20 protein-coding genes, 1 tRNA gene and 1 riboswitch are annotated in these 20,908 nt (G+C 32.1%); of the genes, 8 read left to right on the plus strand and 13 right to left on the minus strand.

Translation table 11 applies throughout. The annotated features are described in order from the left end of the window. The first annotated feature begins 19 nt into the window (after window positions 1–19). The 3 genes from porN (K6T82_RS19845) (at window position 20) to K6T82_RS19855 (ending at window position 3,340) form a co-directional block, all read left to right on the plus strand. On the plus strand, window positions 20–1,009 hold the full coding sequence (porN, locus tag K6T82_RS19845) for a type IX secretion system ring subunit PorN/GldN (protein ID WP_223709854.1): 990 nt from the start codon (window positions 20–22) through the stop codon (window positions 1,007–1,009). A gap of 191 nt (window positions 1,010–1,200) precedes the next feature. Next, the gene (gene porN, locus K6T82_RS19850) at window positions 1,201–2,190 is read left to right on the plus strand and encodes a type IX secretion system ring subunit PorN/GldN (RefSeq protein WP_223710161.1); all 990 of its coding nucleotides are present in this window, start codon (window positions 1,201–1,203) and stop codon (window positions 2,188–2,190) included. A 76-nt stretch (window positions 2,191–2,266) separates the two neighbouring features. Then, window positions 2,267–3,340, plus strand: coding sequence for an NAD(P)/FAD-dependent oxidoreductase (locus tag K6T82_RS19855; protein ID WP_223709857.1), 1,074 nt, complete (start codon window positions 2,267–2,269; stop codon window positions 3,338–3,340). Here K6T82_RS19855 and K6T82_RS19860 read toward each other — a convergent pair. Continuing rightward, entirely contained in the window at window positions 3,321–3,704 is a 384-nt protein-coding gene (locus K6T82_RS19860) for a DUF983 domain-containing protein (protein WP_223709859.1), read from the minus strand. The genes K6T82_RS19855 and K6T82_RS19860 overlap by 20 nt on opposite strands. A gap of 107 nt (window positions 3,705–3,811) precedes the next feature. On the opposite strand from K6T82_RS19860, the gene K6T82_RS19865 reads away from it, so the two are divergent. Beyond that, window positions 3,812–5,725, plus strand: a complete 1,914-nt coding sequence (locus K6T82_RS19865; protein WP_223709861.1) for an ABC-F family ATP-binding cassette domain-containing protein — start codon at window positions 3,812–3,814, stop codon at window positions 5,723–5,725. Between the two features lie 93 nt (window positions 5,726–5,818). Here the strand turns inward: K6T82_RS19865 and K6T82_RS19870 are convergent, their stop codons facing one another. Beyond that, a complete protein-coding gene (locus K6T82_RS19870) occupies window positions 5,819–6,781 on the minus strand; it encodes an App1 family protein (protein ID WP_223709864.1) in 963 nt (320 codons plus the stop codon). Window positions 6,782–6,840: 59 nt separating this feature from the next. On the opposite strand from K6T82_RS19870, the gene K6T82_RS19875 reads away from it, so the two are divergent. Further along, on the plus strand, window positions 6,841–7,710 hold the full coding sequence (locus K6T82_RS19875) for a diacylglycerol/lipid kinase family protein (protein WP_223709866.1): 870 nt from the start codon (window positions 6,841–6,843) through the stop codon (window positions 7,708–7,710). A gap of 35 nt (window positions 7,711–7,745) precedes the next feature. Here the strand turns inward: K6T82_RS19875 and K6T82_RS19880 are convergent, their stop codons facing one another. Then, on the minus strand, window positions 7,746–8,891 hold the full coding sequence (locus K6T82_RS19880) for a GNAT family protein (protein ID WP_223709868.1): 1,146 nt from the start codon (window positions 8,889–8,891) through the stop codon (window positions 7,746–7,748). 117 nt (window positions 8,892–9,008) lie between these two features. Beyond that, window positions 9,009–9,497, minus strand: coding sequence for a DUF1761 domain-containing protein (locus K6T82_RS19885; protein ID WP_223709870.1), 489 nt, complete (start codon window positions 9,495–9,497; stop codon window positions 9,009–9,011). Between the two features lie 517 nt (window positions 9,498–10,014). Here K6T82_RS19885 and K6T82_RS19890 point away from each other — a divergent pair. Continuing rightward, entirely contained in the window at window positions 10,015–10,320 is a 306-nt protein-coding gene (locus K6T82_RS19890; protein WP_223709872.1) for a hypothetical protein, read from the plus strand. 114 nt (window positions 10,321–10,434) lie between these two features. Here the strand turns inward: K6T82_RS19890 and K6T82_RS19895 are convergent, their stop codons facing one another. Then, window positions 10,435–11,529: a Ppx/GppA phosphatase family protein gene (locus K6T82_RS19895; protein WP_223709874.1), complete on the minus strand. Its 1,095-nt coding sequence runs from the start codon at window positions 11,527–11,529 to the stop codon at window positions 10,435–10,437. 310 nt (window positions 11,530–11,839) lie between these two features. On the opposite strand from K6T82_RS19895, the gene K6T82_RS19900 reads away from it, so the two are divergent. Then, window positions 11,840–12,298 carry an RNA methyltransferase gene (locus tag K6T82_RS19900; protein ID WP_223709876.1) on the plus strand — a complete coding sequence of 153 codons (459 nt, stop codon included), beginning with the start codon at window positions 11,840–11,842 and terminating at the stop codon, window positions 12,296–12,298. A gap of 89 nt (window positions 12,299–12,387) precedes the next feature. On the opposite strand, the gene K6T82_RS19905 is transcribed toward K6T82_RS19900, so the two are convergent. Both K6T82_RS19905 and K6T82_RS19910 read right to left on the minus strand, forming a co-directional pair. Then, the gene (locus K6T82_RS19905) at window positions 12,388–12,891 is read right to left on the minus strand and encodes an SMI1/KNR4 family protein (RefSeq protein ID WP_223709878.1); all 504 of its coding nucleotides are present in this window, start codon (window positions 12,889–12,891) and stop codon (window positions 12,388–12,390) included. Window positions 12,892–12,935: 44 nt separating this feature from the next. Next, window positions 12,936–13,406, minus strand: coding sequence for a hypothetical protein (locus tag K6T82_RS19910; protein ID WP_223709879.1), 471 nt, complete (start codon window positions 13,404–13,406; stop codon window positions 12,936–12,938). A 1,161-nt stretch (window positions 13,407–14,567) separates the two neighbouring features. Here K6T82_RS19910 and K6T82_RS19915 point away from each other — a divergent pair. Continuing rightward, a complete protein-coding gene (locus K6T82_RS19915) occupies window positions 14,568–15,278 on the plus strand; it encodes a GLPGLI family protein (protein ID WP_223709882.1) in 711 nt (236 codons plus the stop codon). 403 nt (window positions 15,279–15,681) lie between these two features. On the opposite strand, the gene K6T82_RS19920 is transcribed toward K6T82_RS19915, so the two are convergent. From K6T82_RS19920 to K6T82_RS19945, 6 genes are all read right to left on the minus strand, one after another. Further along, on the minus strand, window positions 15,682–16,470 hold the full coding sequence (locus tag K6T82_RS19920) for an amidohydrolase family protein (protein ID WP_223709884.1): 789 nt from the start codon (window positions 16,468–16,470) through the stop codon (window positions 15,682–15,684). A 10-nt stretch (window positions 16,471–16,480) separates the two neighbouring features. After that, entirely contained in the window at window positions 16,481–16,897 is a 417-nt protein-coding gene (locus tag K6T82_RS19925) for a thioesterase family protein (RefSeq protein ID WP_223709886.1), read from the minus strand. Between the two features lie 70 nt (window positions 16,898–16,967). Then, window positions 16,968–18,338 carry a voltage-gated chloride channel family protein gene (locus K6T82_RS19930; protein ID WP_223709889.1) on the minus strand — a complete coding sequence of 457 codons (1,371 nt, stop codon included), beginning with the start codon at window positions 18,336–18,338 and terminating at the stop codon, window positions 16,968–16,970. A 31-nt stretch (window positions 18,339–18,369) separates the two neighbouring features. Continuing rightward, window positions 18,370–18,437: riboswitch (Fluoride riboswitch) on the minus strand. A gap of 192 nt (window positions 18,438–18,629) precedes the next feature. Next, window positions 18,630–18,702: transfer RNA gene (locus K6T82_RS19935), tRNA-Met, on the minus strand. A gap of 91 nt (window positions 18,703–18,793) precedes the next feature. Next, window positions 18,794–19,318 carry a DUF4269 domain-containing protein gene (locus tag K6T82_RS19940; RefSeq protein WP_223709891.1) on the minus strand — a complete coding sequence of 175 codons (525 nt, stop codon included), beginning with the start codon at window positions 19,316–19,318 and terminating at the stop codon, window positions 18,794–18,796. Then, the gene (locus K6T82_RS19945) at window positions 19,318–20,844 is read right to left on the minus strand and encodes a glycosyltransferase family 39 protein (protein WP_223709893.1); all 1,527 of its coding nucleotides are present in this window, start codon (window positions 20,842–20,844) and stop codon (window positions 19,318–19,320) included. Before K6T82_RS19945 ends, K6T82_RS19940 begins: the two co-directional genes overlap by 1 nt. Window positions 20,845–20,908: the final 64 nt, after the last annotated feature.

Here is a 20,908-nt window from a genome sequence, read left to right on the forward strand (position 1 = left end):
ATCTTATAATGATACCACGATGAGAGTAAGAAATTTTTTAATAGCTATTGTTTCTATCGCTGGAGGTTTTGCTTCTAATGCGCAATCTAATTTGCTTAATGCAAAAACACCAGATCAAATTGGACTTAAAACTCCTGCTCAGTTAATATCTGATAATGATAAGCCTTTGGCATATGGTTATGTGGATGATAGAGATATTTTGATGGGTAAAACAACATGGGAAATCATTGATTTAAATGAGAAAATTAACTTCCCATTATATTTTCCTGTAGATACAGCTAACATTGGTTCTAACAGACGTTCTCTGTACGACGTTTTGACTAAAGCTATTAAAGGTGGAAAAATAACTGAAGTTTATACTGATAGTTATTTCAATACCAAAAAATCTATGAAAGACATCGAAGGATCATTATCTCGTATTGATACAACTGATGCTGGTAGAGAGTTGATTAACCAATATCCTGATGACTACAAATCACGTGTTGTGAAGAAAAAAGTAGTTAGCGGAAAAGGTAAAAACAAAAGTGTTTCGTATGTAGAAGAGACTGTTGGGCCAACAAGAACGGTTCCTGCTGAATACATTTTGAAACAAGACTTAACTGCTGCAGATGTTACACAATATAAAGTAAAAGGATATTGGTATTTTGATAAACGTCAAAGTGAATTGAAATATCGTTTACTTGGAATTTGTCCAGTAACGCCAGACGTTTATACTATGAATAGTGATGAAAAGGATTATATTGAATTATTTTGGGTTTTCTTCCCAAATGCCAGAGAGGCGTTGCATGAGGCAAAAGCTTTCAATGACAACAATTCAGCTCTTCCAATCTCATTTGATCAGATTTTAAATTCAAGACGCTTTAATGCTGTTGTTTACAAAGAGGAAAACCTTTATGGAGATAGAGCTATTAGCGATTACATGAAAGACAACGCGCAAAATCAGTTGTTAGAATCTGAAAGAGTGAAAGAAAAAATTCGCAACTTCGAACAAGATATGTGGAACTACTAAGTTGATACATAGTATTATAATTAAAAAACTCTTACTACCTTTGTAGTAAGAGTTTTTTTTTGTTCTTTAAAAAAAATGCCCTTCCCCAATTTAAAGATATTGTATTGGTTAATTTATTTTTTATTTTTGTAAGAAAAAATACACAATATATTTTTAAGGTTTACGTTTAATTTCTTGTAATATTTATGATGATGAAAGTAAGAGATTTTTTAGGGGTTGTTGTAGCTGTGGTTGGAAGTTTGAATTCTTACGCACAATCTAATTTGCTTAATGCTAAAACTGCTGATCAAATAGGGGTAAAAAATGCCGCACAATTGATAGCTGATAATGATAAGCCATTAGCTTACGGTTATGTGGATGATCGGGATATTTTGATGGGAAAAACCACATGGGAAATTATTGATTTAAATGAAAAAATAAATTTCCCGTTGTATTTTCCTGTGGATACTGCTAATATCGGGCCAGATAGACGGTCACTGTATGATGTTTTAACGAAAGCTATCAGAAATGGTAGGATAACTGAAGTATACGCTGATAGTTATTTCAATACGAAAAAATCGTTAAAAGATATTCAGGAAGCTTTATCGCGTGTAGACACGACCGATGCCGGTAGAGAGTTGATTAATCAATACCCGGATGATTACAGGTCTCGTGTTGTGAAGAAAAAAGTAGTGAGCGGAAAAGGAAAAAACAAGAGCGTTTCTTATGTAGAAGAGACTGTTGGACCAAAAAGAACAGTTCCTGCCGAGTATATTTTGAAACAAGACTTGACTTCAGCAGACGTAAGTCAGTATAAAATTAAAGGCTTTTGGTATTTTGATAAAAGGCAAAGTGATCTAAAGTATCGTTTACTAGGAATTTGTCCGGTTACACCCGATGTCTATACTATGAATAGCGACGAAAAAGATTATATCGAATTGTTCTGGGTCTTCTTCCCAAATGCACGTGAAGTCCTGCATGAGGCAAAAGCGTTTAATGACAGTAATTCTGCTCTTCCAATTTCATTTGATCAAATATTGAATTCGAGAAGATTTAATGCAGTTATTTACAAAGAAGAAAATATGTATGGAGATCGTGAGATTAAAGATTATATACGAGATGACGCCCAAAGCCAATTGCTGGAATCTGAACGAGTGAAGGAGAAAATTCGCAATTTCGAACAGGATATGTGGAATTACTAAGTGACTAGTTTAATTATAACCAAAACTCTTGTTACCTTTGTAGCAAGAGTTTTCTATTTTATTTATATACTGCAAAATGCTTGATTATTTAATCGTCGGATCTGGGCTGGCTGGGATTTCTTTCGCTGAAGTTGCCCTTAAAAACAATAAATCTATTTTAGTTATTGATGACAAATCGCAAAATTCATCTAGAATAGCTGGAGGTTTGTATAATCCGGTCATTTTGAAACGTTTTAGCGAAGTTTGGAATGCAAAAGAACATTTGGTCCTAATGAATGAATTTTACGATCAGGTTGAAGAAAAACTACAAGAGAAATTCAATTTTAAACTGCCTATTTTAAGAAAGTTCTTTTCGATTGAAGAACAGAATAATTGGTTTGCCGCTTCAGATAAAATAAATTTAGCGCCATTTTTGTCTACGAAGCTAATTACTAAAAAATACCAAAGCATTGATTCTCCTCATGATTATGGAGAGGTTTTGCATACAGGATATGTAAAAACCGGGCAACTATTAGAAAGCTACAAAGAATATTTAAAAGAGAATAATTTACTTCTAGAGGAATCTTTCCATAGTTCTTTTCTTGATATTCTTGATTCAGGAATTCAGTATAAAAATATCAAAGCCCGACATATCATATTTGCAGAAGGTTTTGGAATGCTTAAAAACCCTTATTTTAATTATCTGCCTTTGGATGGAACTAAAGGAGAGTTGTTTTTGATAAAAGCACCTGATTTAAAATTAGATGTTATTGTTAACACAAGTGTTTTTATATTGCCAATAGGGGGTAATTTGTTTAAAGTTGGGGCAACCTACAATTGGCACGACAAGACAGATCTTCCGACTGAAGAAGGAAAGAAAGAGCTTTTAGATCGTATTAAAGAGATTATTACCTGCGATTTTGAAATTGTAAAACATTTTGCAGGTGTACGCCCAACAGTTGCGGACAGAAGACCATTAATAGGAACCCATGAAGCATACCATTCTATTCATCTTCTTAACGGATTAGGAACACGTGGTGTAATGCTGGGTCCGGCCTTAGCAAAAATGCTGTATGATCATATTGAAAACGGAATTCCGATTGATAAAGAAGCAGATATAAAGCGTTTCCACAAAAGATATTTAAAATCTCTTAATCCTGACCGGCCTTAGGATCATAAGAAACAAACATATTAATATATAGATTTCTGGAAAGTCGCAGTACAAAAGGAAATAAAACGACCAAAGTCAAAATGATTGTGATAAAGGATTGTTCTATTGTTGCATTAAAAAAAACAAATGAAACAATAAAAGCGGCAATTCCGACAGCAACATTTAAGCCATAGCTTACATACATTGCCCCATAAAAAAAAGACGGTTCAATTTGATATTTAAAACCACAATGACCGCAATGGTCATTCATTTTTAGAACTTTAGTCAAATTAAGTGGATTTTTGTCCTCATACATGCTTTCATTTTGACATTTTGGACAACTTCCTGTTAAAATACTATTTAGTTTCGATCCTTTTTTTAACATTTGCAAAAAATTTAATTTACCATTTATTTTGGTAATACAAATTTACGATTTTCATTCTCGGTTTAAGGTATCAAAACATGAAACTTTAAACTTTAAACAACAATTTAATGCTTAATATACACAATCTTTCGGTTTCTTTTGGAGGAACATATTTATTTGAAGAAGTTACTTTTCGTTTAGGAGCTGGAGACCGAGTTGGTCTTGTCGGTAAAAACGGAGCAGGTAAATCTACAATGCTTAAAATGTTAGCGGGAGACTTTAAACCTGATTCTGGAGTAATCTCTCAAGAGAAAGATATCAAAATGGGGTTTTTACGTCAGGATATTGATTTTGAAAGAGGAAGAACAGTATTAGAAGAAGCATATGAGGCCTTTACAGAAATTAAAATTGTAGAGAAAAAACTAGAAGAAATCAATCATCAATTGGTTACCAGAACCGATTATGAAAGTGAAGAATACGGACAAATCATCGAAGACTTGTCTGATTACACGCATCGTTTTGAACTTCTTGGAGGTTATAATTATGTTGGTGATACAGAAAAAATTCTTTTAGGTTTAGGTTTCAAAAGAGAAGTTTTCAATAATCAGACCGAAACATTCTCTGGAGGATGGAGAATGCGTATTGAACTTGCAAAACTTTTATTGCAATCTAATGATGTTTTATTGCTGGATGAGCCAACCAACCACCTGGATATCGAAAGTATCATTTGGTTAGAAAATTTCCTTCGTAATTATCCTGGAGTAGTGGTAATTGTGTCGCACGATAAAATGTTTTTGGACAACGTAACGAATAGAACAATCGAAATTTCTTTAGGAAAAGCCTATGATTTCAATAAACCGTATTCTCAATATTTAGAGTTGCGTCATGAAATTCGTGAGAAACAATTGGCAACTCAGAAAAATCAGCAGAAAAAGATTGAGGAGACAGAAAAATTGATCGAAAAATTCCGTGCAAAAGCTTCAAAAGCTTCTATGGCGCAATCGTTGATCAAGAAATTAGATAAAGTAGAAAGAATTGAAGTAGACGAGGATGATAATTCGGTAATGAATATTTCTTTTCCAGTTTCAAAAGAACCAGGAAAAGTAGTAATCGAAGCAGAAAATGTTACAAAAGCTTACGGAGATAAAACGATTCTGAAAGACATTAGTTTACTGGTTGAACGTGGAAGTAAAATTGCTTTTGTTGGACAAAACGGACAAGGAAAATCGACTTTTATCAAAGCATTGGTAAATGAGTTTGATTATCAGGGAAATATCAAATTAGGACATAATGTGCAATTAGGATATTTTGCACAAAATCAGGCAGAATATTTGGATGGTGAAATCACTTTGCTGCAAACTATGGAAGATGCTGCAACCGATACCAATCGTATGAAAGTTCGTGATATGTTAGGTTCTTTTCTTTTTCGTGGAGATGATGTAGAGAAAAAAGTAAAAGTACTTTCAGGAGGTGAACGTAACCGTTTGGCACTTTGTAAATTGCTGTTGCAGCCAATCAATGTATTGTTGATGGATGAGCCTACGAACCACTTAGATATTAAATCTAAAAATGTTTTAAAAGCCGCGCTTCAAAAATTTGGAGGAACATTATTATTGGTTTCTCACGACAGGGATTTCCTTCAGGGAATGTCGAACATCGTTTACGAATTTAAAGATCAAAAAATTAGAGAATATCTAGGTGATATCAACTTTTTCTTAGAGCAACGTAATTTAGAAAATATGCGTGAAGTGGAGAAGAAAGATGTTGTGAAAACGGTATCTACGAAAGAGAATACTAAAACGTCATACGAAGATCAGAAAAAAGGAAAAACACTTCAGAATAGATTAAGTAAAATTGAAAGCCAAATTCAGCAATTAGAAAAAGATATTCAACACGATGATAAAATGTTGGAATCTAATTACGATAAACATATCGAAGATGCTTCATTTTTTACGGCTTACAATAAAAAGAAAGCAGATTTAGACCAATTATTAACCGACTGGGAAATTGTTCAGGAAGAGATTGATAATTTTAATTTATAGTTTTTTTAGTTTCAGGTTTCAAGTTTCAGGTTTATGAGGGGAACTTGAAACTTGAAACTTGAAACTTGAAACCTGAAACCTGAAACTAAAACTTCACTTAATAATTCCAATTGATCGAGAATGTTTAATTGCTTCGCTACTTTCCTTAAAATAACAAACAGAAACATTCAGGCTTTCTAAATTCTTCAAAATTTTAGCCACTTCTTTTTTCTGCGATTTGCCAGTTTGTCTAATGTAAACTGCAATTACGGTAACGGGAAATATTTTACAGATTCGCTCGTACAAAATAGGATCATGTTGCGAATCGTCGCCCATTAAAACATATTTTAAAGTAGGATAAAATTCTACGACATGTTTGATTTTCTCAAATTTATGATCGTGATTTCCTCTTCCACTCATAAAGAAATCAGTAATTCCTCTTTTGATATCTTTCAATAAAAAAACAGCTTTGGGTAATTTGTTTATTTTGGTAAATTTTGCAATAAATCGATACAAGTTCCATTCGCTGCTGGAAATGTAGAAAAATGCATTTACTTCTTCTATGCTTTCTCTTCCGGCAGAACTTAAAGCTTGATAATGGGAAACAACGTCTTTGAAAACTTTACGGTCGTTTACATTTCTAAACAATAAAATATAGATTTTTCGAAAAAAATTATTGGTGTGCGAAATCAAAAAAGTATCATCAATATCAGATATAATACCGAGTTTCCCTTTGTGTGGTCTTATAAAAGTGCCTTTGCAGCTTACCGTTTCATTTCCGTATTTAATGCTGACCTCGTAAGGCATCCATCCAAAATGTGTTTCTTTTTCTAACGGAATACAAAAGTTGAAATAACCGTCGTCTAAGGTTTTGGTATGAATGATTTCATCATTGTAATGAAGATAAACGTCAAAATTCTGAATGGTTTTTATTCTGAATAATTTGAGAATTGATGTGGCATTTTTTAATTTTCTTTTCTCGAAATCGTAATTGTGTTCTCTTTTTAAAACGTGTCCCATTACAATTAATTCCTGTTCATTTGCATAACCTCGATATAATTGTAGAATTGGTTTCATTTACGTACATTTATGTATACTGTAATTTACTCAATTTAATTGGTTTTAAAAATAAAATTTTGAAAAAGAATATCCTATTTGTTGTAAATCCGATATCAGGCGATCTTGATAAATCTGATTTAATTGGTGCTGTAGAAGAATTTGCAACTACCAATCATTTTGAACTGGAAGTTTATGAAACTACAGGGAAAAATGATATTAAAAATATACAAAGCCGTTTTGATGAATTTAAACCAGAACGAATTATTGTTGCCGGAGGAGACGGAACCATCAAAATGGTTGCTGAAGCAATGGAAGAACATGATGTCATAATTGGAATTTTACCGGCTGGTTCTGCAAACGGACTTTCGGTAGATTTAAACCTTCCGTCGGGAATTGAAGAAAATCTAAAAATAGCCTTTTTAAGCCATTATATCGAAATGGATATGATTTGTATTAACGGAAAAAAAAGTATTCATTTAAGTGATCTTGGGTTAAATGCAAATTTGGTTAAAAACTACGAACAAAGTGATGTACGTGGTTTTTGGGGTTATGCTTTACAAGCTTTTACGACTTTGAAGGAATCTGAAGAACCGTTTGTAGCTACGATTTCTGCCAACAATGAAGTCGTAGAGCATGTGGCTAGAATGATTGTAATTGCCAATTCGCAAAAATACGGAACAGGCGTAATCATTAATCCGAATGGAGCAATGAATGATGGGAAATTTGAATTGGTGATTCTAAAAAGTCTTGATTTAATTCTAATCGGAAAAATTATCACAGGAAATATGCCAATTGATTCTGATGATATTGTAATTATTTCAACAGATAAAGCGGAAATAAAGACAGATTATGCGGTCAATTTTCAAATTGACGGAGAATATTGTGGAGCTCAAAAATCTTTAGAAATTCATATTTTACACAAACAGATGAAAATTGCTGTTCCGTAATTTAATTGATATTTTATGGAAAGAAATAGTTGTTTTTATTTAAACGGATTTCTTTCCTGCCATTCTGTTTTGGGCTCTAAATAATTAAAAAACCTAGAAATGTTATGGTTGATCAGCGCATTGCTATGTGTGATTAAACCATACATTTTTACAGGTTTAGCACCTACAGAACTTTTGATTTCAAGAGCAGTTCTGGCAAAAACAATTTCCTTAAATCCTTTTTTGATAGAATAGGCAATCATGTCATACAACATGTTCAGATACAGCATTTTTTCGCGCTGCACACTTTCATCATAACCTAAAAAATAGGTATCCATTACCTCTCCGTTTTTTATGAGGGTGTTGAAACCAATTAATTTTTCATCTATAAAATAACCGTACAATAAGAAATTTTCGCCCATAATTTCTTTGAAAAAACTAAAATGATTTCGAGCTAGAAAGAAAGTATTGAATGGAGCATTTTTAGCTACATGAAAATACAAATCGTAAATAACATCTTCATATTGTTTGATATCAGATAAAGACATTTGGCGTTTTACAATTCCTTCCGATTTTTTTCGGGCACGCTTGTACTGATCTCTATATTTTTTGGATAAAGCGTCAATATAATCCTGTTCTGTTTTCCAGCTATCACTAATTTTAAAAATCATGTTTGGCTGTGTTGAAAACGTATAATTGTTTTTGAACTCCGCTTGTAAAGGTTCAATTTCTTTTGCTGTAAAATCTTTAATACTTGTGATGTGAACTTTTTTTCCGCTCTCTTTTAAATCTTTTTTTAACTGAGTTATGGCTTTGTGTAATGTTTTAATTGCTTTTGATGGTTTGATATTGGAATCAAAAACAAAGGCATTTTGTCCCGTAAGCATATTGTTGCCAACAAAAAGTACATGTGAAGCAAAATTCTTTAAAGCAAAATTACGAACGGATGTTTTCAAGCATTTATCACGCTCTCTAAAAGATTCCAGTTTTTCTGCAAAGAGAAATTGTGTCAAAACAATTCCGACCAATTTTGTTTCTTCAAAAAGTCCTATAAAATGACAAGTCATATTTACCGGAGAAGAATTTTCCAGTACTTCAAGATATTCTCTTGTCAAAAAAATGTTGTTTGTTGCAAGCGAATTCCATTCTGAAGGCAGGAGAGAGGCGCTTTTATAAATTTGGAAAGAAAAAGTTGTGTTCAAGAGAGTGGACTAATTTCTTCAAAATTAGATAATAATTATAATAACCAACTTCCTTTAAGTTATTATTAAGAAAAACCCGTTTGATTTTGTAACCAAACGGGTTTTGTAAAATATCTTTTATGCAAAGGCGCAGATAATTCCTCCCATTAAAGTTAAGGAAACCATCCAATATCCTGCATGAACGAAAATATATTTCCATGATTTTCTTTCAAACAGACCATTGATTCCGATTAGAGGAAAAGCAAAAAATAATCCAGACATAAAACCATGTAATGCTCCGTGTTTAAAAGTTCTGTAAGCGGTTCCGTAATCTGCCATGAATGCAGCAAAAGAAGGTTTTGCATTGGCTATTAATGGTGGTCCGCCAACCATTCCGACAGCTCCAGATTGGTGAATTGTAAGCGACATTAAAGTCATTGAAATCATTAAAGAAAAAATGTAAGTAAGCCCAAAAATCTTGAGCATATTTCCGCTTCTAAGTTCTTCTTGAGTGAGGTTGTTTTCTCTCATCCAAATTGTTCCAAACACTTTTGGATTGTACCAGATAAAACCAACAACAAGAGTTACAATAGCCGAAATCAGAAATGCGTAAAAGTTAATTTCCATAATGCGAGGTTTTTAGATTAGTTGGTTCAAATGTAATCAAAAATTGAATATGATGATTATATTTTAAAAAGAGCGATAATTCGTGTTAATAATATATTTATTAACAGATTGTCGACACAATGAGTATTATATCCATGAAATCCATAATTTAGCAGACGAAATAAGAGGAAAAATCGACATAAAAAATTAAGCTGTTTTAAAAATGTCCGATTATGGTCTCTTATATACGAAACATAACCAAAAAATAATTACAATAGTTACCCAAAAATTAATCGTGCTTATGAATGAATTTTACACTCGTTAAAAAAGTTGATTAAATATATTTAGTTAATTGCCAAAACCGTAACTCGTTTACGGTTTTTTGTTTTTTAGCGCTAAATCTTCCTTGAAAAAATAACATTTAATTTAGAAAGGATTTTTTATGTTTGTCTAAAAATTTTATAACTTTAATACAACCATTGAAAGATAAAAGAGCTGCGCGATCGGCTGCATTACTAACCAATTAAAAATAGAAATTATGACACTACAATATCAAGGAGAACAATACGGAAAGTCTACAACTTTTACCATTAGAATTATTGGTAATAATTTGTCAAAAAGTAGTTCAAACTACCAAATTGATCTTTTGGTAAATGACAAAAAAGTTCCCACTTTTACAACAGAAATTCACCAAAGTCTTTCTAATTGTTTAAAAGAAATTTATTTGTTTAGAAAACATAACGGAATCAAATTTGACGAGTCAACAGAGAAAATAGTTTCACTATATGTTCCTTACGATAAGGTTTTGTACAATCACAATAAATATGCTTTATTCAGAGCATAATTTTTCTCAAAATAAAAGTAAAGAAGGCCATTTGTAAAATGGTCTTTTTTTTTGTCTATAAACAAAAAAAGCTCCAGATTTCTCTGAAGCTTTTTGATGTTGATAAAATGATACTTAAAAGTTTGTATTTACTTTTTTAGAACGATCTGCGATATAAGAAATCAACCAGGTAACTTGTCCGTCTTTTACGAAGTAAATTTTCTTAGTATTTAAATTTGGAATACCTTCAAGACAAGTTGTTAAAATGTTGTTTGCCGAAATAAGGTAAGCCTGATCATATGTTTTTAAAACTCTTTCTGCTTCTTTATTCGTTTTGGCAAGATTGGTGTATTTGTTGAAATTATTCTTCAAAATAGCATCGTAATTAATGATGTCTTCCATTGTTAATGTGATGTAATGATCTTTTACATTTTCATTATAATACAATGTTGAAAAAGCCCAAACAGCTCCACCAGATAAATAAACTTTGTCTTTTTTAGCCAAAAGCGGATTAGCATCGATCATTTCTTTTACTTTCTTGCGCAAAATCGGGTTAAAATCAAACGATTTTTCCTGATACGTTGACATATCATTTGCCTGATTTGGATTTACTACTGTTTTCTTTACTGCATCTGTAAGTGTCATTGTGCCAAAATCCAGTTCTAGAGGAACAAACTCTAATTTGTTGTCATCAAGTTCGTCAATGTATCCACCTTTAGTAGTTTGAGCACCGATGTCTAAAAGGAAAGCATTAGCATAATCAATAGGAGGCATAGCACCTTTTACTAATGTTTTAGCTTCTTCGTTAACATTCAAAACATCAAGATTTTTGTCCGTTAACATTTTGATTTTATTTTTTAAAACATCTACATTGCTTGCAGATGCAAAAACTGGTGCAGCAACGATGAAGATATTTTCATCTAAAATTTTATAATCGGCTCTGATTTTTTTTAATTGATCAACAACGATAACGCTTGTTTTGTTGATGTCTTCTGGAGTTAATTGACCGTTAGCTCCAATATGATCAGCAAAAGGAATTCTGTCTGTCCAGAAAGAAAGAATTTTATAATCTGCTTTTCTAATGTTATTTACATCTAGGACAGACACTTTTATAGCTCTACGTCCGATTTCAATTCCAGCATAAATGCTTTTTTGAGAAAATGCATTTATAGAAAAAAATAGATTTACTAGAATAAAAAGAAAAATTTGGGGTTTGTTTTTTTTAAGCATTGTATTGTGATATAATTTAAAATAAAGAATGTTCATTTTACTTTCCCATTCATATTAGCGGTATTTTCGAGCGCAAAGATAATCATCCGAAATCATTTTTTTAATGCTGATTTTTTAAAATATAGGAAAAAGCGATAGATTTCCCGTAAACTTAACATTGAAGAAAGAATAGTTTTTGAGTTTTTGATAATTGGGAATAGAGGTAGTTTCGTTTGGTTTGAACAAGATAGAACATTAGAATAGAGTTAGAGGAAAAGTGTTTTACAACAAGCACTATAAATTCATATTTAAAGTTTGTACTTTTGCCCTTATGAATGATAATTTTATAAATGAGTACTTTGGCATAGGAATACAAAATGGTAAAACGCCTGAAAACTTAGGGGTTTTGTGGCGATCTGCTCAAAACATGGGCGCTACATTTATATTTACCATAGGTAATCGATATGCAAAACAAGCATGCGATACTCATGATGCTGTGAAAGCAATTCCATATTTTCATTATGAAACTTTTGAGGCTTTCTACGAAAATTTACCCAAAGGAGCGCGATTAGTGGGCGTAGAGCTGGCAGAAAAAGCCGCTGATTTAGAAACTTTTGAACATCCGAGAAGATGCGTTTATTTGTTGGGAGCAGAAGATCATGGTTTGTCTAAAAAAGCTATGGATAAATGTCATCATTTAGTAAAATTTAAATCGGAAAAAAGTCTAAATGTGGCCGTGGCTGGAACAATCATTATGTACGATAGAAGTTTGTCAAAACCACGTTCATAAAGCATTTTTTTGTGAGTTTTAAAATGGTTTTTTAGTTTCTAAGAAAGAGTTAATCTGTAATTTCAGATGAACTAAATTTGTGATATATATTAAAAATAATTTAACCAATATTTTTCACCTCTTTGTTCTATTAGTTTATTTATGAGTATATTAAAAGACTTTTCAATCACTTTCCATTCTTCAGGTAACGTATCCATGATACAATAAATGATTCTCACTTCGTCTTCAATTAGCTTAAAACCTAAGTATTCAGCATCTCCAATACATTCACAAAACAGTATAATTTGCGAGTCCCAATTCTCTGCAAAATTTTCAGCTTGAAATTTATTGTGACTAATAAGTTCATCAGTACTTAAAAGTTTAAAACCAGCAAAATCTTCAATTTTGAAAAGTATCCCACCATTATAATTAGTCAGGAAAAATTTGTACTCCGGAGCTAAGCCCTCATCAAAATACAAATCACATTTTAATAAATCATCATTTGAAGCAGCCTTATTCATCGTGAAAAGAGACGGTAAATTTTCAAATGTTGTAAGTGATCCTTTTAAATTTTCTCCTACTATACTTTTTAAATCATTTAAATCTTCTTTCATATTGTTTGTTTTGAACATTGTAAATCTGAGCTGGCTAATTATAATTAAAAACTTGAGTTTTCCCAATTTACTTCATACTTGACGATCTTATTTGGGCTTACTTTTTCAAGAATGAAAATTTTATAAAATGATTGGTATCCTGCTGGAGGATAAACAAGTTTAATTTTATTTTTCCTTTCTACTTCTTCTTTTTTAGCTTTAAAAAAAATATAGGCATCATTTTCTAATTCATCGGGTTTTTCTAGTTTTATTTTTTCTAAAAAATCAATAGAATAGGTTGCGGTTTTGTTTTTTTGTGGATTAAATCTGAATCGCTCTTTTTTAATTTTAAAATAAACTTGAGCATTTTCTGTTGTTTTTATATTATCATCTTTACTAGAATCAAACATCATATATTTTACAGGTTTCAAATATTTTTCTCCTCCTTTATAAAAAGAAAAGTAATCAGCAGATTTTGTCTGTGCACTAGTAAAATTAATAGTAAGCAACAACAATAAGTAAATATTTTTTGTCATTATTAATTGCATTTTAAAGGGCGATTGTAAAAATTATTGTTACTATTTATTTATATATTTTAAACGGCTTGTTTTTATTGCTTTATGTTTATTACAGTTTTTTCTTTCGAAAATTAAAAGTATGCATTTTATACATCTAAATTATATTTTTGAATAATTCTTCTTAATAAACAAACGGAACTTTATTATGATTCCTTCTTAATATTAGTGTTCCGCTTGTAACAACAACGAATATTTTAGTGCGAAATAAATGCTTAGAAAAAAAGTTTCAGATTTCTTTGAAGCTTTTGTTTTTAGCAGCCGTGACAATTATCTAACAATTTCCTGAACCTTTATGGCATGGTCTTTTTTTTGCAAAAATAAAAGGTAAAGTAAGAAAATTGCTTTTATTTGCAAGGTATTGAGTAAATCACTTTGAGGGTACAGATTACAAATCTGCGCTGTTGTGACTAAAACAAAAACAATTTTAAAAGAAGATGGATATGGAATATAAAATATTTAGAAAGTTTTTTTTTGAAATTATCTTTTACTTTATAGTAATTATATTTCTAATTTATTGCGTTGATTTTTTTTACCTCTATTTTTTTTCAAAAATTAACGTTTTAATCCAAATCCAAATTAAACTATCAATTTATTATTTAATAACTTTAATATATTGCATATATTCTATAAATAAAATCCTGTACTTTAAACGTATTGAGTATAAAGTTAATTTGTTGATTTTTATTCTGTTGCAAATAATATTAGTAGGTACTTTTTTCAGATCCGATTTTTAATAAAATAGGTAATGCTGCAAATTAAGTGTTTTTACAAAACAACGGCGTAAAGTGCTGAAAAATAACATGAATTATAATTATTAAGTATGATAAGAGACGACCAGTTAGTTGTCTCTTCTGTTTTTAATATTTTAAAAAACCTGTTAGCGCAGATTTATAATCTGTGCCAAAAAAGTTGAGTAAGCCCAACAACGTCTTTTTGCTTAATATTTTGTAAACATGGTCTTTTTGTTGTAAAATAAAAGGTAAAGTAAGAAAATTGCTTTTATTTGCAAGGTATTGGCGAAATCACTTTGCGGGCACAGATTGCAAATCTGCGCTATCGTTGCGGAGATATATCTGCGCAATCGAAAAATTTTCCTGAAGAATTTTTAAAACTTTAAATATGAGATTGTTTTTTCTAAGTTTGATAGTGAGTATTAATATGTATTCTCAGTCGTCTGGTAAAATTACTTATAGTTTTTACATTCCAGTAAGTGTTGATGATGCTAAAGATGAGAATGCAAAAATATTTGTTTCAAAAATGATGGAATTTGCCAATAAACAAGAATTTGAGTTATTGTTTAATAAGTCGAAATCTAGTTTTACATATATTGATCAATTGAGATATGATTCTGACTACGATAAAAAAATTGACAATATTTCCAGGCTTGCTTATACATCGTTAGATACTTATCTGGATTTCGAAAATAAGATAGCAGTCATGTTGATGAGCGATGGCACATTGGTTTCAAGTATTTTGGAAAATGAAAAGTGGGATATTCAAAATGAATCAAAAAAGATTGGGAACTATTTGTGTTACAAAGCAACTTTGCAAAAAGCCTTTGTGAATAGAAAAGGAGAGCAGAAAACAAGAGAAATTATTTGCTGGTTTGCTCCATCTTTACCATATTCTTATGGACCAAAAACTTTTAATGGTTTGCCAGGACTAATTTTGGAACTTACAGAAGATAATAAAACTTTTGTAGCGTCTAAGATTGAATTATTTGATAAAAATTCAAATATAAATTTTCCTAAAGGGAAAATGGTTTCTAAAGAAGAATATGACAAAAAGATTAAAGAAGGTTTAGGAGCAGTAATTAAGCCTAAAAGTTAAAATAAATTTATTATTGGTTTTGTAAACTTTAGTTTTTACCCGTTAACCGTTAGCGCAGATTTGTAATCTGTGCCCGCGAAGTTGCGTAATTACAACAGTCGGAGCATTTCAAAATAAGTATAATAAAACAACTTCCAAATCATTTTCTAAGCCAGAATAATTGGAAAACAAAAAAAGCTCCAGATTTCTCTGAAGCTTTTTGTCTTAGTAGTTCGCCGCGGCGAAGACTCGAACCTGTGTCCGCCGCGGCGGATATGAGCCCGACGAGCTGGTAAGATTTAAAAACAAAAAAAGCTCCAGATTTCTCTGAAGCTTTACTTAGTAGCCCTAACGGGACAATTTTCGAACCATTTTCAAGATGATTTGAAAAGAATAAATATAATTCAAGATTAGTTTTCTGTGTTCAAAACAGTTGTTTTATACTTGATGGTTTAAATAAAAGCTTCTTATTTTTTTCATACCATTCCAATGCATTGGCGTAAAAAATCTTCTCAATCTCATCTTCTGAAAAATTATCTTTTACCAGATTAATATCCTTTTCGGAGAAAGGAATTTTTGCACGGGTTGAAGGCAAGTCTGTGCCGAACATTAACGCATTTGGGTTAATTTGATGAATTTTTCTCATTGCCGCAATCGGGTCAAAATCGATTCTTCCAAAACCAGTTGCTTTAATTTTTATTCCTTTTTCCGCCCAGTAAAATAAATCGGTTAATCCTTCATTGGATAATCCCAAATGGTCAATCGAAAATTTAGGAATGTTTTGAAGAACTGTTTTTAAACCGCTCAAATCTTTACTGTCTATGTAAAGTTCGGTATGCCATCCCAATTTATCATAGAGGTAATTTGACAGTTTTTCGATATGCTCAATTTTTTCAGATCCACCTCTTTTTACATTAAAACGTACAGCAACAACATTTGCTTTTTGAAGTCTTTCTAATTCTTCATCTGTAATATTTGCAGGAATGTTGGCAACACCATAAAAATTATCACCAAGCGTTTGTAAGGCATCAATTAAATATTCTTGGTCAAATGCCTGGAATGAACCAGAAACTATAGCGCCTCCACTTACATTATAATTCTTTACTGAGTCGATATAATCTTCGGCAGTGAACGTAGGAGGGAGATAGCCATTATTTTCAACCAAAGGGAATTTTGGATTTATGACATGAAAGTGAGAATCAAATAATTTCATTATAAATAATTTAAAGTTCTTTATTTAGTCTTTTTTTAGCGCTGTTAATCAGTCTTTCTGTAGCAACAATTGCTCTGGTGTGTTCACCTTTTCCAACTAATCCGCCATTGTCAAAAACTTCAACAGAAAAGTGATATAATTTTCCCTCTAGTTTTAGAAATCTGGCAACTGCTTTTACTTCTTCACCAACTGTAGTTGCCGCGGTATGTATAATATTAACCCCAACGCCTACAGATAATTCTTCCTGTTTTAAAAGAGGTTTCATCATTCTGGCGGCAGCCAATTCCATTAATGCAATCATTCTTGATGTAGCAAAAACTTCAGGAAATGAATCTTCGCTAGTTAAAGGCAGTGCACTTGCCAAATCTGAAGGTTTTACTGTTAAGACTGCTTCGCTTGTTTGGTTTTGTTTTAATTTTTGTGACATAATTTTTTTTGGTTAAAGTTTAAAATGTTTATAGTTTAATGAAAATAGCAGTTGTTTAAAATTACGGTTTTCATTTGTATACAGAATCTTTGCGTGACTTTTTATTAGTGTTTTTTTGGATGATCCTTTGCTCATGAATCTGATGTATAGTTTTATTGCTGTCGGAGTTTAGTTCTTTAATCTTAGCATCTCCAATAATCTGTTTGCTGTAAATGCTGTTGTGGCCTGATATAAGATAGGACACAATACAGGCTATGGCAGCATAGATTCCACATTCCGAGCCAAACAATTCCATAGCCATTATCGTGCAGGCGAGAGGAGTGTTTGTTGCGCCAGCGAAGACTGCAGCAAATCCCATTCCTGCAAGAAGACTCATTGGAAGCGGAATGAAAAGGGAAAGAGTATTGCCTAATGCTGCTCCGATGAAGAATAAAGGGGTTACTTCGCCGCCTTTGAAACCTGCTGCCAGGGTAATGATTGTAAAAATCATTTTTAAAGCAAAATCATATTCTGGAAGTGTTTTTTCAAAAGACTCAACTATAACTGGAACTCCGAGGCCAATATATCGGGTTGTGCCGAGAAGAAGTACTAAAATTACAATGATGATTCCTCCTGCGAAAGGGCGCATTGGAGCCCATTTTATATGTTTTTTATATTGAATTGAAGCAAAATGAATTGTTCTGCTGAATGAAACGGCACATATTCCAAATATAATTCCAGCCAAAATACTGTAAAGTATAGGTAGAGCAGTCACTTTAGGAATATCTGTAATTTGATAATGCGTATGATGGGCATTCCACATGCGGGTTACTATATCGGCAAAAACTGCCGATGTAAAAGCAGGAAAAACTGCATTATATTTAATTTTCCCGATAAGAAAAACTTCAAGACCAAAGACAGCTCCTGCCAGCGGAGTTCCGAATACAGAACCAAAACCAGCGGCAATAGCAGCGATCAGCAACATTTTTCTTTCTTCATTATTCAAACGAAATGACTTGGTAAGCTGGTCTGAAATTGCTCCTGCCATCTGAAGCGCAGTGCCCTCTCGTCCTGCAGAACCCCCAAATAGATGCGTTACAATAGTTCCGACATATACAAAAGGAGCCATTTTAAGAGGAATGATTTCTTTAGGCTCATGAATATTGTTAATGAGCAGATTGTTTCCTGCTTCTACATCCTGACCTTTGTAGAGATACAGAATGCCAACAGCAAGTCCGCCAAAAGGAAGTAAATAAATAAGCCAGAAATGGCTTTCGCGAATAGCCGTTGCCCATTCAAGAGAAATTAGAAAACCTGCGGAAGCTGAACCTACAAGCGTTCCGATAATTATACTGATAAACAGCCATTTTAAAATAAATAAAACAACAGGGAGGGGTTTAAAGATTGTTTTAATCTTTAAAACTTGATTTTTAGTAAATGAATTTTTGAAATTCTGAGACATATGTATCCTGATTAAAATGAGTAAACATTTAATTTAATCAGGCGTCATCAGCTTTTTTAGGGCGGTTGGGTAAGGAAGAGCACCATTTCCTTTTGTTTTACAAATGTATGCTATTTTTATTAATAACCAAAAAGAAAATCACTATTCCTTACGTCTGCTTAACCTAACGGGATTCGAATCATAATGTATTGAAAATACTGGCTTTTTAAAATTTTAAAAATTCAAATAAATTTTATCGAACCAAAAAAAGCCTGAGAAATCTAGATTTCTCAGGCTTTTACTTTAAAATAGTAGCGGGAACAGGACTCGAACCTGTGACCTTCGGGTTATGAGCCCGACGAGCTGCCTACTGCTCTATCCCGCGATGTTTCGGGTGCAAAGATACACACTAAATGTGGTTTTGCAAGCTATTTTTATAATTTATTTTTTATAAGTGATGAAAAGACGAGCTTTTATTACAATTTATAAGCTAATAATTCCTCGTAAACGTTTCCTTTTAAGCCTAATAACAATCCAAAAGCAGGTTCGGTTTTTATACCACTTTTTTTTAGTTTTATAATTTCTAATCGGAAATTTTCGTCTTTTGAGCGCAGAATCTGATCCTCAATAACCATGTGTTTGTAGCCATTTTGTTCCTTTGTTGGAACATTTTGCCCGAAAATCTCAATTTCAAAAGCATCAATATAGAAGTTTGCAACAACAGATTCCCGATTATTAATCAGATTTTCGCGAATGCTAAAGTCCTTTTTGTTTTTGAATAATGCTTTTACTTTTTCAATAAAATCAGATTTGTTTTTCCAACAACATACAATGTCAAGATCGCTGTTCTCGATATCAATATTTATTGGAATTGTACCGACCAAGATCGGATCGAAATCAGCGAGATTTTCTAAAACTTTATGTTTTGTCAAAACTTCAAATGCCAATTGCTGTTTTTGATTTCCTGTTTTTAAATAAGTGATGTCTGTAAAATCAATCATTAATCTTTATAATTTTTTTCTTCTTTGATTTCTTGCTTTAATCTTTTGTTGATATCGATTTTGGCATTCGTAAAAACAAAAATAGTTGTTCCGTATTCTCGAGCATATTTATTTGTTATCTGACCGCCGATAGCCGCAGTTTCAAAATAGGGAGCAGTTTCTTTTAGTTCTTCGTTGTTTTCATCAAATTCTTTCACGCGAATTAGGTTTTTGTATTGGATTTTTAAGTTAAACCAATTCACATAATCAGCATTAAACGAAACAGCTTTAATTCCTTTTTTCGAGTAGTAATTAATTGCTCCAGCTTGGCCATAATTATCGCAAAGTACAATTGTTTCTTTTTGATTTGGCATTTCAGCGTAAATAGAATCTGTTTTTCTGGCTAATTCTTTCCAACCCAACATATCGGCAAAATCCTGAGGTAGTTGATGGTCTTTTCCATCTTCCCAACGTAGCATGCCCAGTTTTTGATATTTTTCTGAGTGCGTAACCATATACTCCGGACTTTTATTTGGAAAAGCGACATTGTACATCGGAATAAAAAGCAGAATTGGAAGCAGAATAAAAACGGGTTTTAAAAAACGTTTCCAACCTTCATTTAAAACTTCTGATAAAAAAACAGCTCCAAAAACAATATAGATGGGATACAAACCAATTACGTAATATGCCTTTGCTTTGAAATAAATGAAAATAAAAAGCGTAAAGACAAAAGAGGCAAAAAAGAGTTGGTATTTTTTGAGTGGTTTGTAAAATATAACCGCATAAAGGCCAGCTAAAATGACAAACAAACCGCCAATAAAAAAGAGAATCTGCTCCTTAATAAAGTCCGCCAAATTAACATTTACTAATTGCGTTGCGGCTAGTTCGTTCATATGATGTATAATCGGAAACTGATTTCGATATTGCCAAACCAGATTCGGAAGAATAAGAAGAAGTCCAAAAGCCAACGCCAGATAAAATTGTTTTCTCGCCAACATTTTTCTTTGTTTAGAAATCACAATTGCAGGAAATAATCCAAGTAACAAGAAAATAATATTGTATTTATTTAAAAAACCAAAAGCAAAAATGATTGCTCCAAAATAGATCCATTTACCATCTTCTGAATCTATGTATCGAATTAGAACATAATAAATCGCTGTCCAGCATAAAACATCTAAAGAATTGGGCTGATACAACATATTGAGACGTAATAAACACGAAAATAAAATACACAAGGCTCCTAAAATCAAGGCGTACAAGTTTCCTTTTAGCAGTTCGATAGTTTTCCAGACAATTAAAAGTGTCAGTGCGCCAAATAGGGCAGGGAAGAATTTGACCCAGAAAACAGAATTTCCAAGCAATAAAATAATACAAGAAAACCATGAAGTTACAGGCGGAACAGACAAAAATCCCCAAGCGGTGTGATGTGCCTGATCGAGATGCAGATATTCATCGCGCTGTAAATCGTACTCGGGACTAATTAAAATATATTGGAGAATGAATTTTAAGAGAATAAACCCAATTAAAATTAGTGTTTTTTTGGTCATGGAGTTTGTGGTTTTGTGGTAAGTGGTTTGATGTCAGTATAATGGTATAGCGAATATACCATTT

The sequence above is a fragment of the Flavobacterium potami genome (assembly GCF_020026915.1).
GTDB lineage: Bacteria > Bacteroidota > Bacteroidia > Flavobacteriales > Flavobacteriaceae > Flavobacterium > Flavobacterium potami.

Coding starts and splice junctions, on each gene's coding strand:
- porN (WP_223709854.1), top strand. CDS start 20: ATGAGAGTAAGAAATTTTTTAATAGCTATTGTTTCTATCGCTGGAGGT.
- porN (WP_223710161.1), top strand. CDS start 1,201: ATGAAAGTAAGAGATTTTTTAGGGGTTGTTGTAGCTGTGGTTGGAAGT.
- K6T82_RS19855 (WP_223709857.1), top strand. CDS start 2,267: ATGCTTGATTATTTAATCGTCGGATCTGGGCTGGCTGGGATTTCTTTC.
- K6T82_RS19860 (WP_223709859.1), bottom strand. CDS start 3,704: ATGTTAAAAAAAGGATCGAAACTAAATAGTATTTTAACAGGAAGTTGT.
- K6T82_RS19865 (WP_223709861.1), top strand. CDS start 3,812: ATGCTTAATATACACAATCTTTCGGTTTCTTTTGGAGGAACATATTTA.
- K6T82_RS19870 (WP_223709864.1), bottom strand. CDS start 6,781: ATGAAACCAATTCTACAATTATATCGAGGTTATGCAAATGAACAGGAA.
- K6T82_RS19885 (WP_223709870.1), bottom strand. CDS start 9,497: ATGGAAATTAACTTTTACGCATTTCTGATTTCGGCTATTGTAACTCTT.
- K6T82_RS19890 (WP_223709872.1), top strand. CDS start 10,015: ATGACACTACAATATCAAGGAGAACAATACGGAAAGTCTACAACTTTT.
- K6T82_RS19895 (WP_223709874.1), bottom strand. CDS start 11,529: ATGCTTAAAAAAAACAAACCCCAAATTTTTCTTTTTATTCTAGTAAAT.
- K6T82_RS19900 (WP_223709876.1), top strand. CDS start 11,840: ATGAATGATAATTTTATAAATGAGTACTTTGGCATAGGAATACAAAAT.
- K6T82_RS19905 (WP_223709878.1), bottom strand. CDS start 12,891: ATGAAAGAAGATTTAAATGATTTAAAAAGTATAGTAGGAGAAAATTTA.
- K6T82_RS19910 (WP_223709879.1), bottom strand. CDS start 13,406: ATGACAAAAAATATTTACTTATTGTTGTTGCTTACTATTAATTTTACT.
- K6T82_RS19915 (WP_223709882.1), top strand. CDS start 14,568: ATGAGATTGTTTTTTCTAAGTTTGATAGTGAGTATTAATATGTATTCT.
- K6T82_RS19920 (WP_223709884.1), bottom strand. CDS start 16,470: ATGAAATTATTTGATTCTCACTTTCATGTCATAAATCCAAAATTCCCT.
- K6T82_RS19925 (WP_223709886.1), bottom strand. CDS start 16,897: ATGTCACAAAAATTAAAACAAAACCAAACAAGCGAAGCAGTCTTAACA.
- K6T82_RS19930 (WP_223709889.1), bottom strand. CDS start 18,338: ATGTCTCAGAATTTCAAAAATTCATTTACTAAAAATCAAGTTTTAAAG.
- K6T82_RS19940 (WP_223709891.1), bottom strand. CDS start 19,318: ATGATTGATTTTACAGACATCACTTATTTAAAAACAGGAAATCAAAAA.
- K6T82_RS19945 (WP_223709893.1), bottom strand. CDS start 20,844: ATGACCAAAAAAACACTAATTTTAATTGGGTTTATTCTCTTAAAATTC.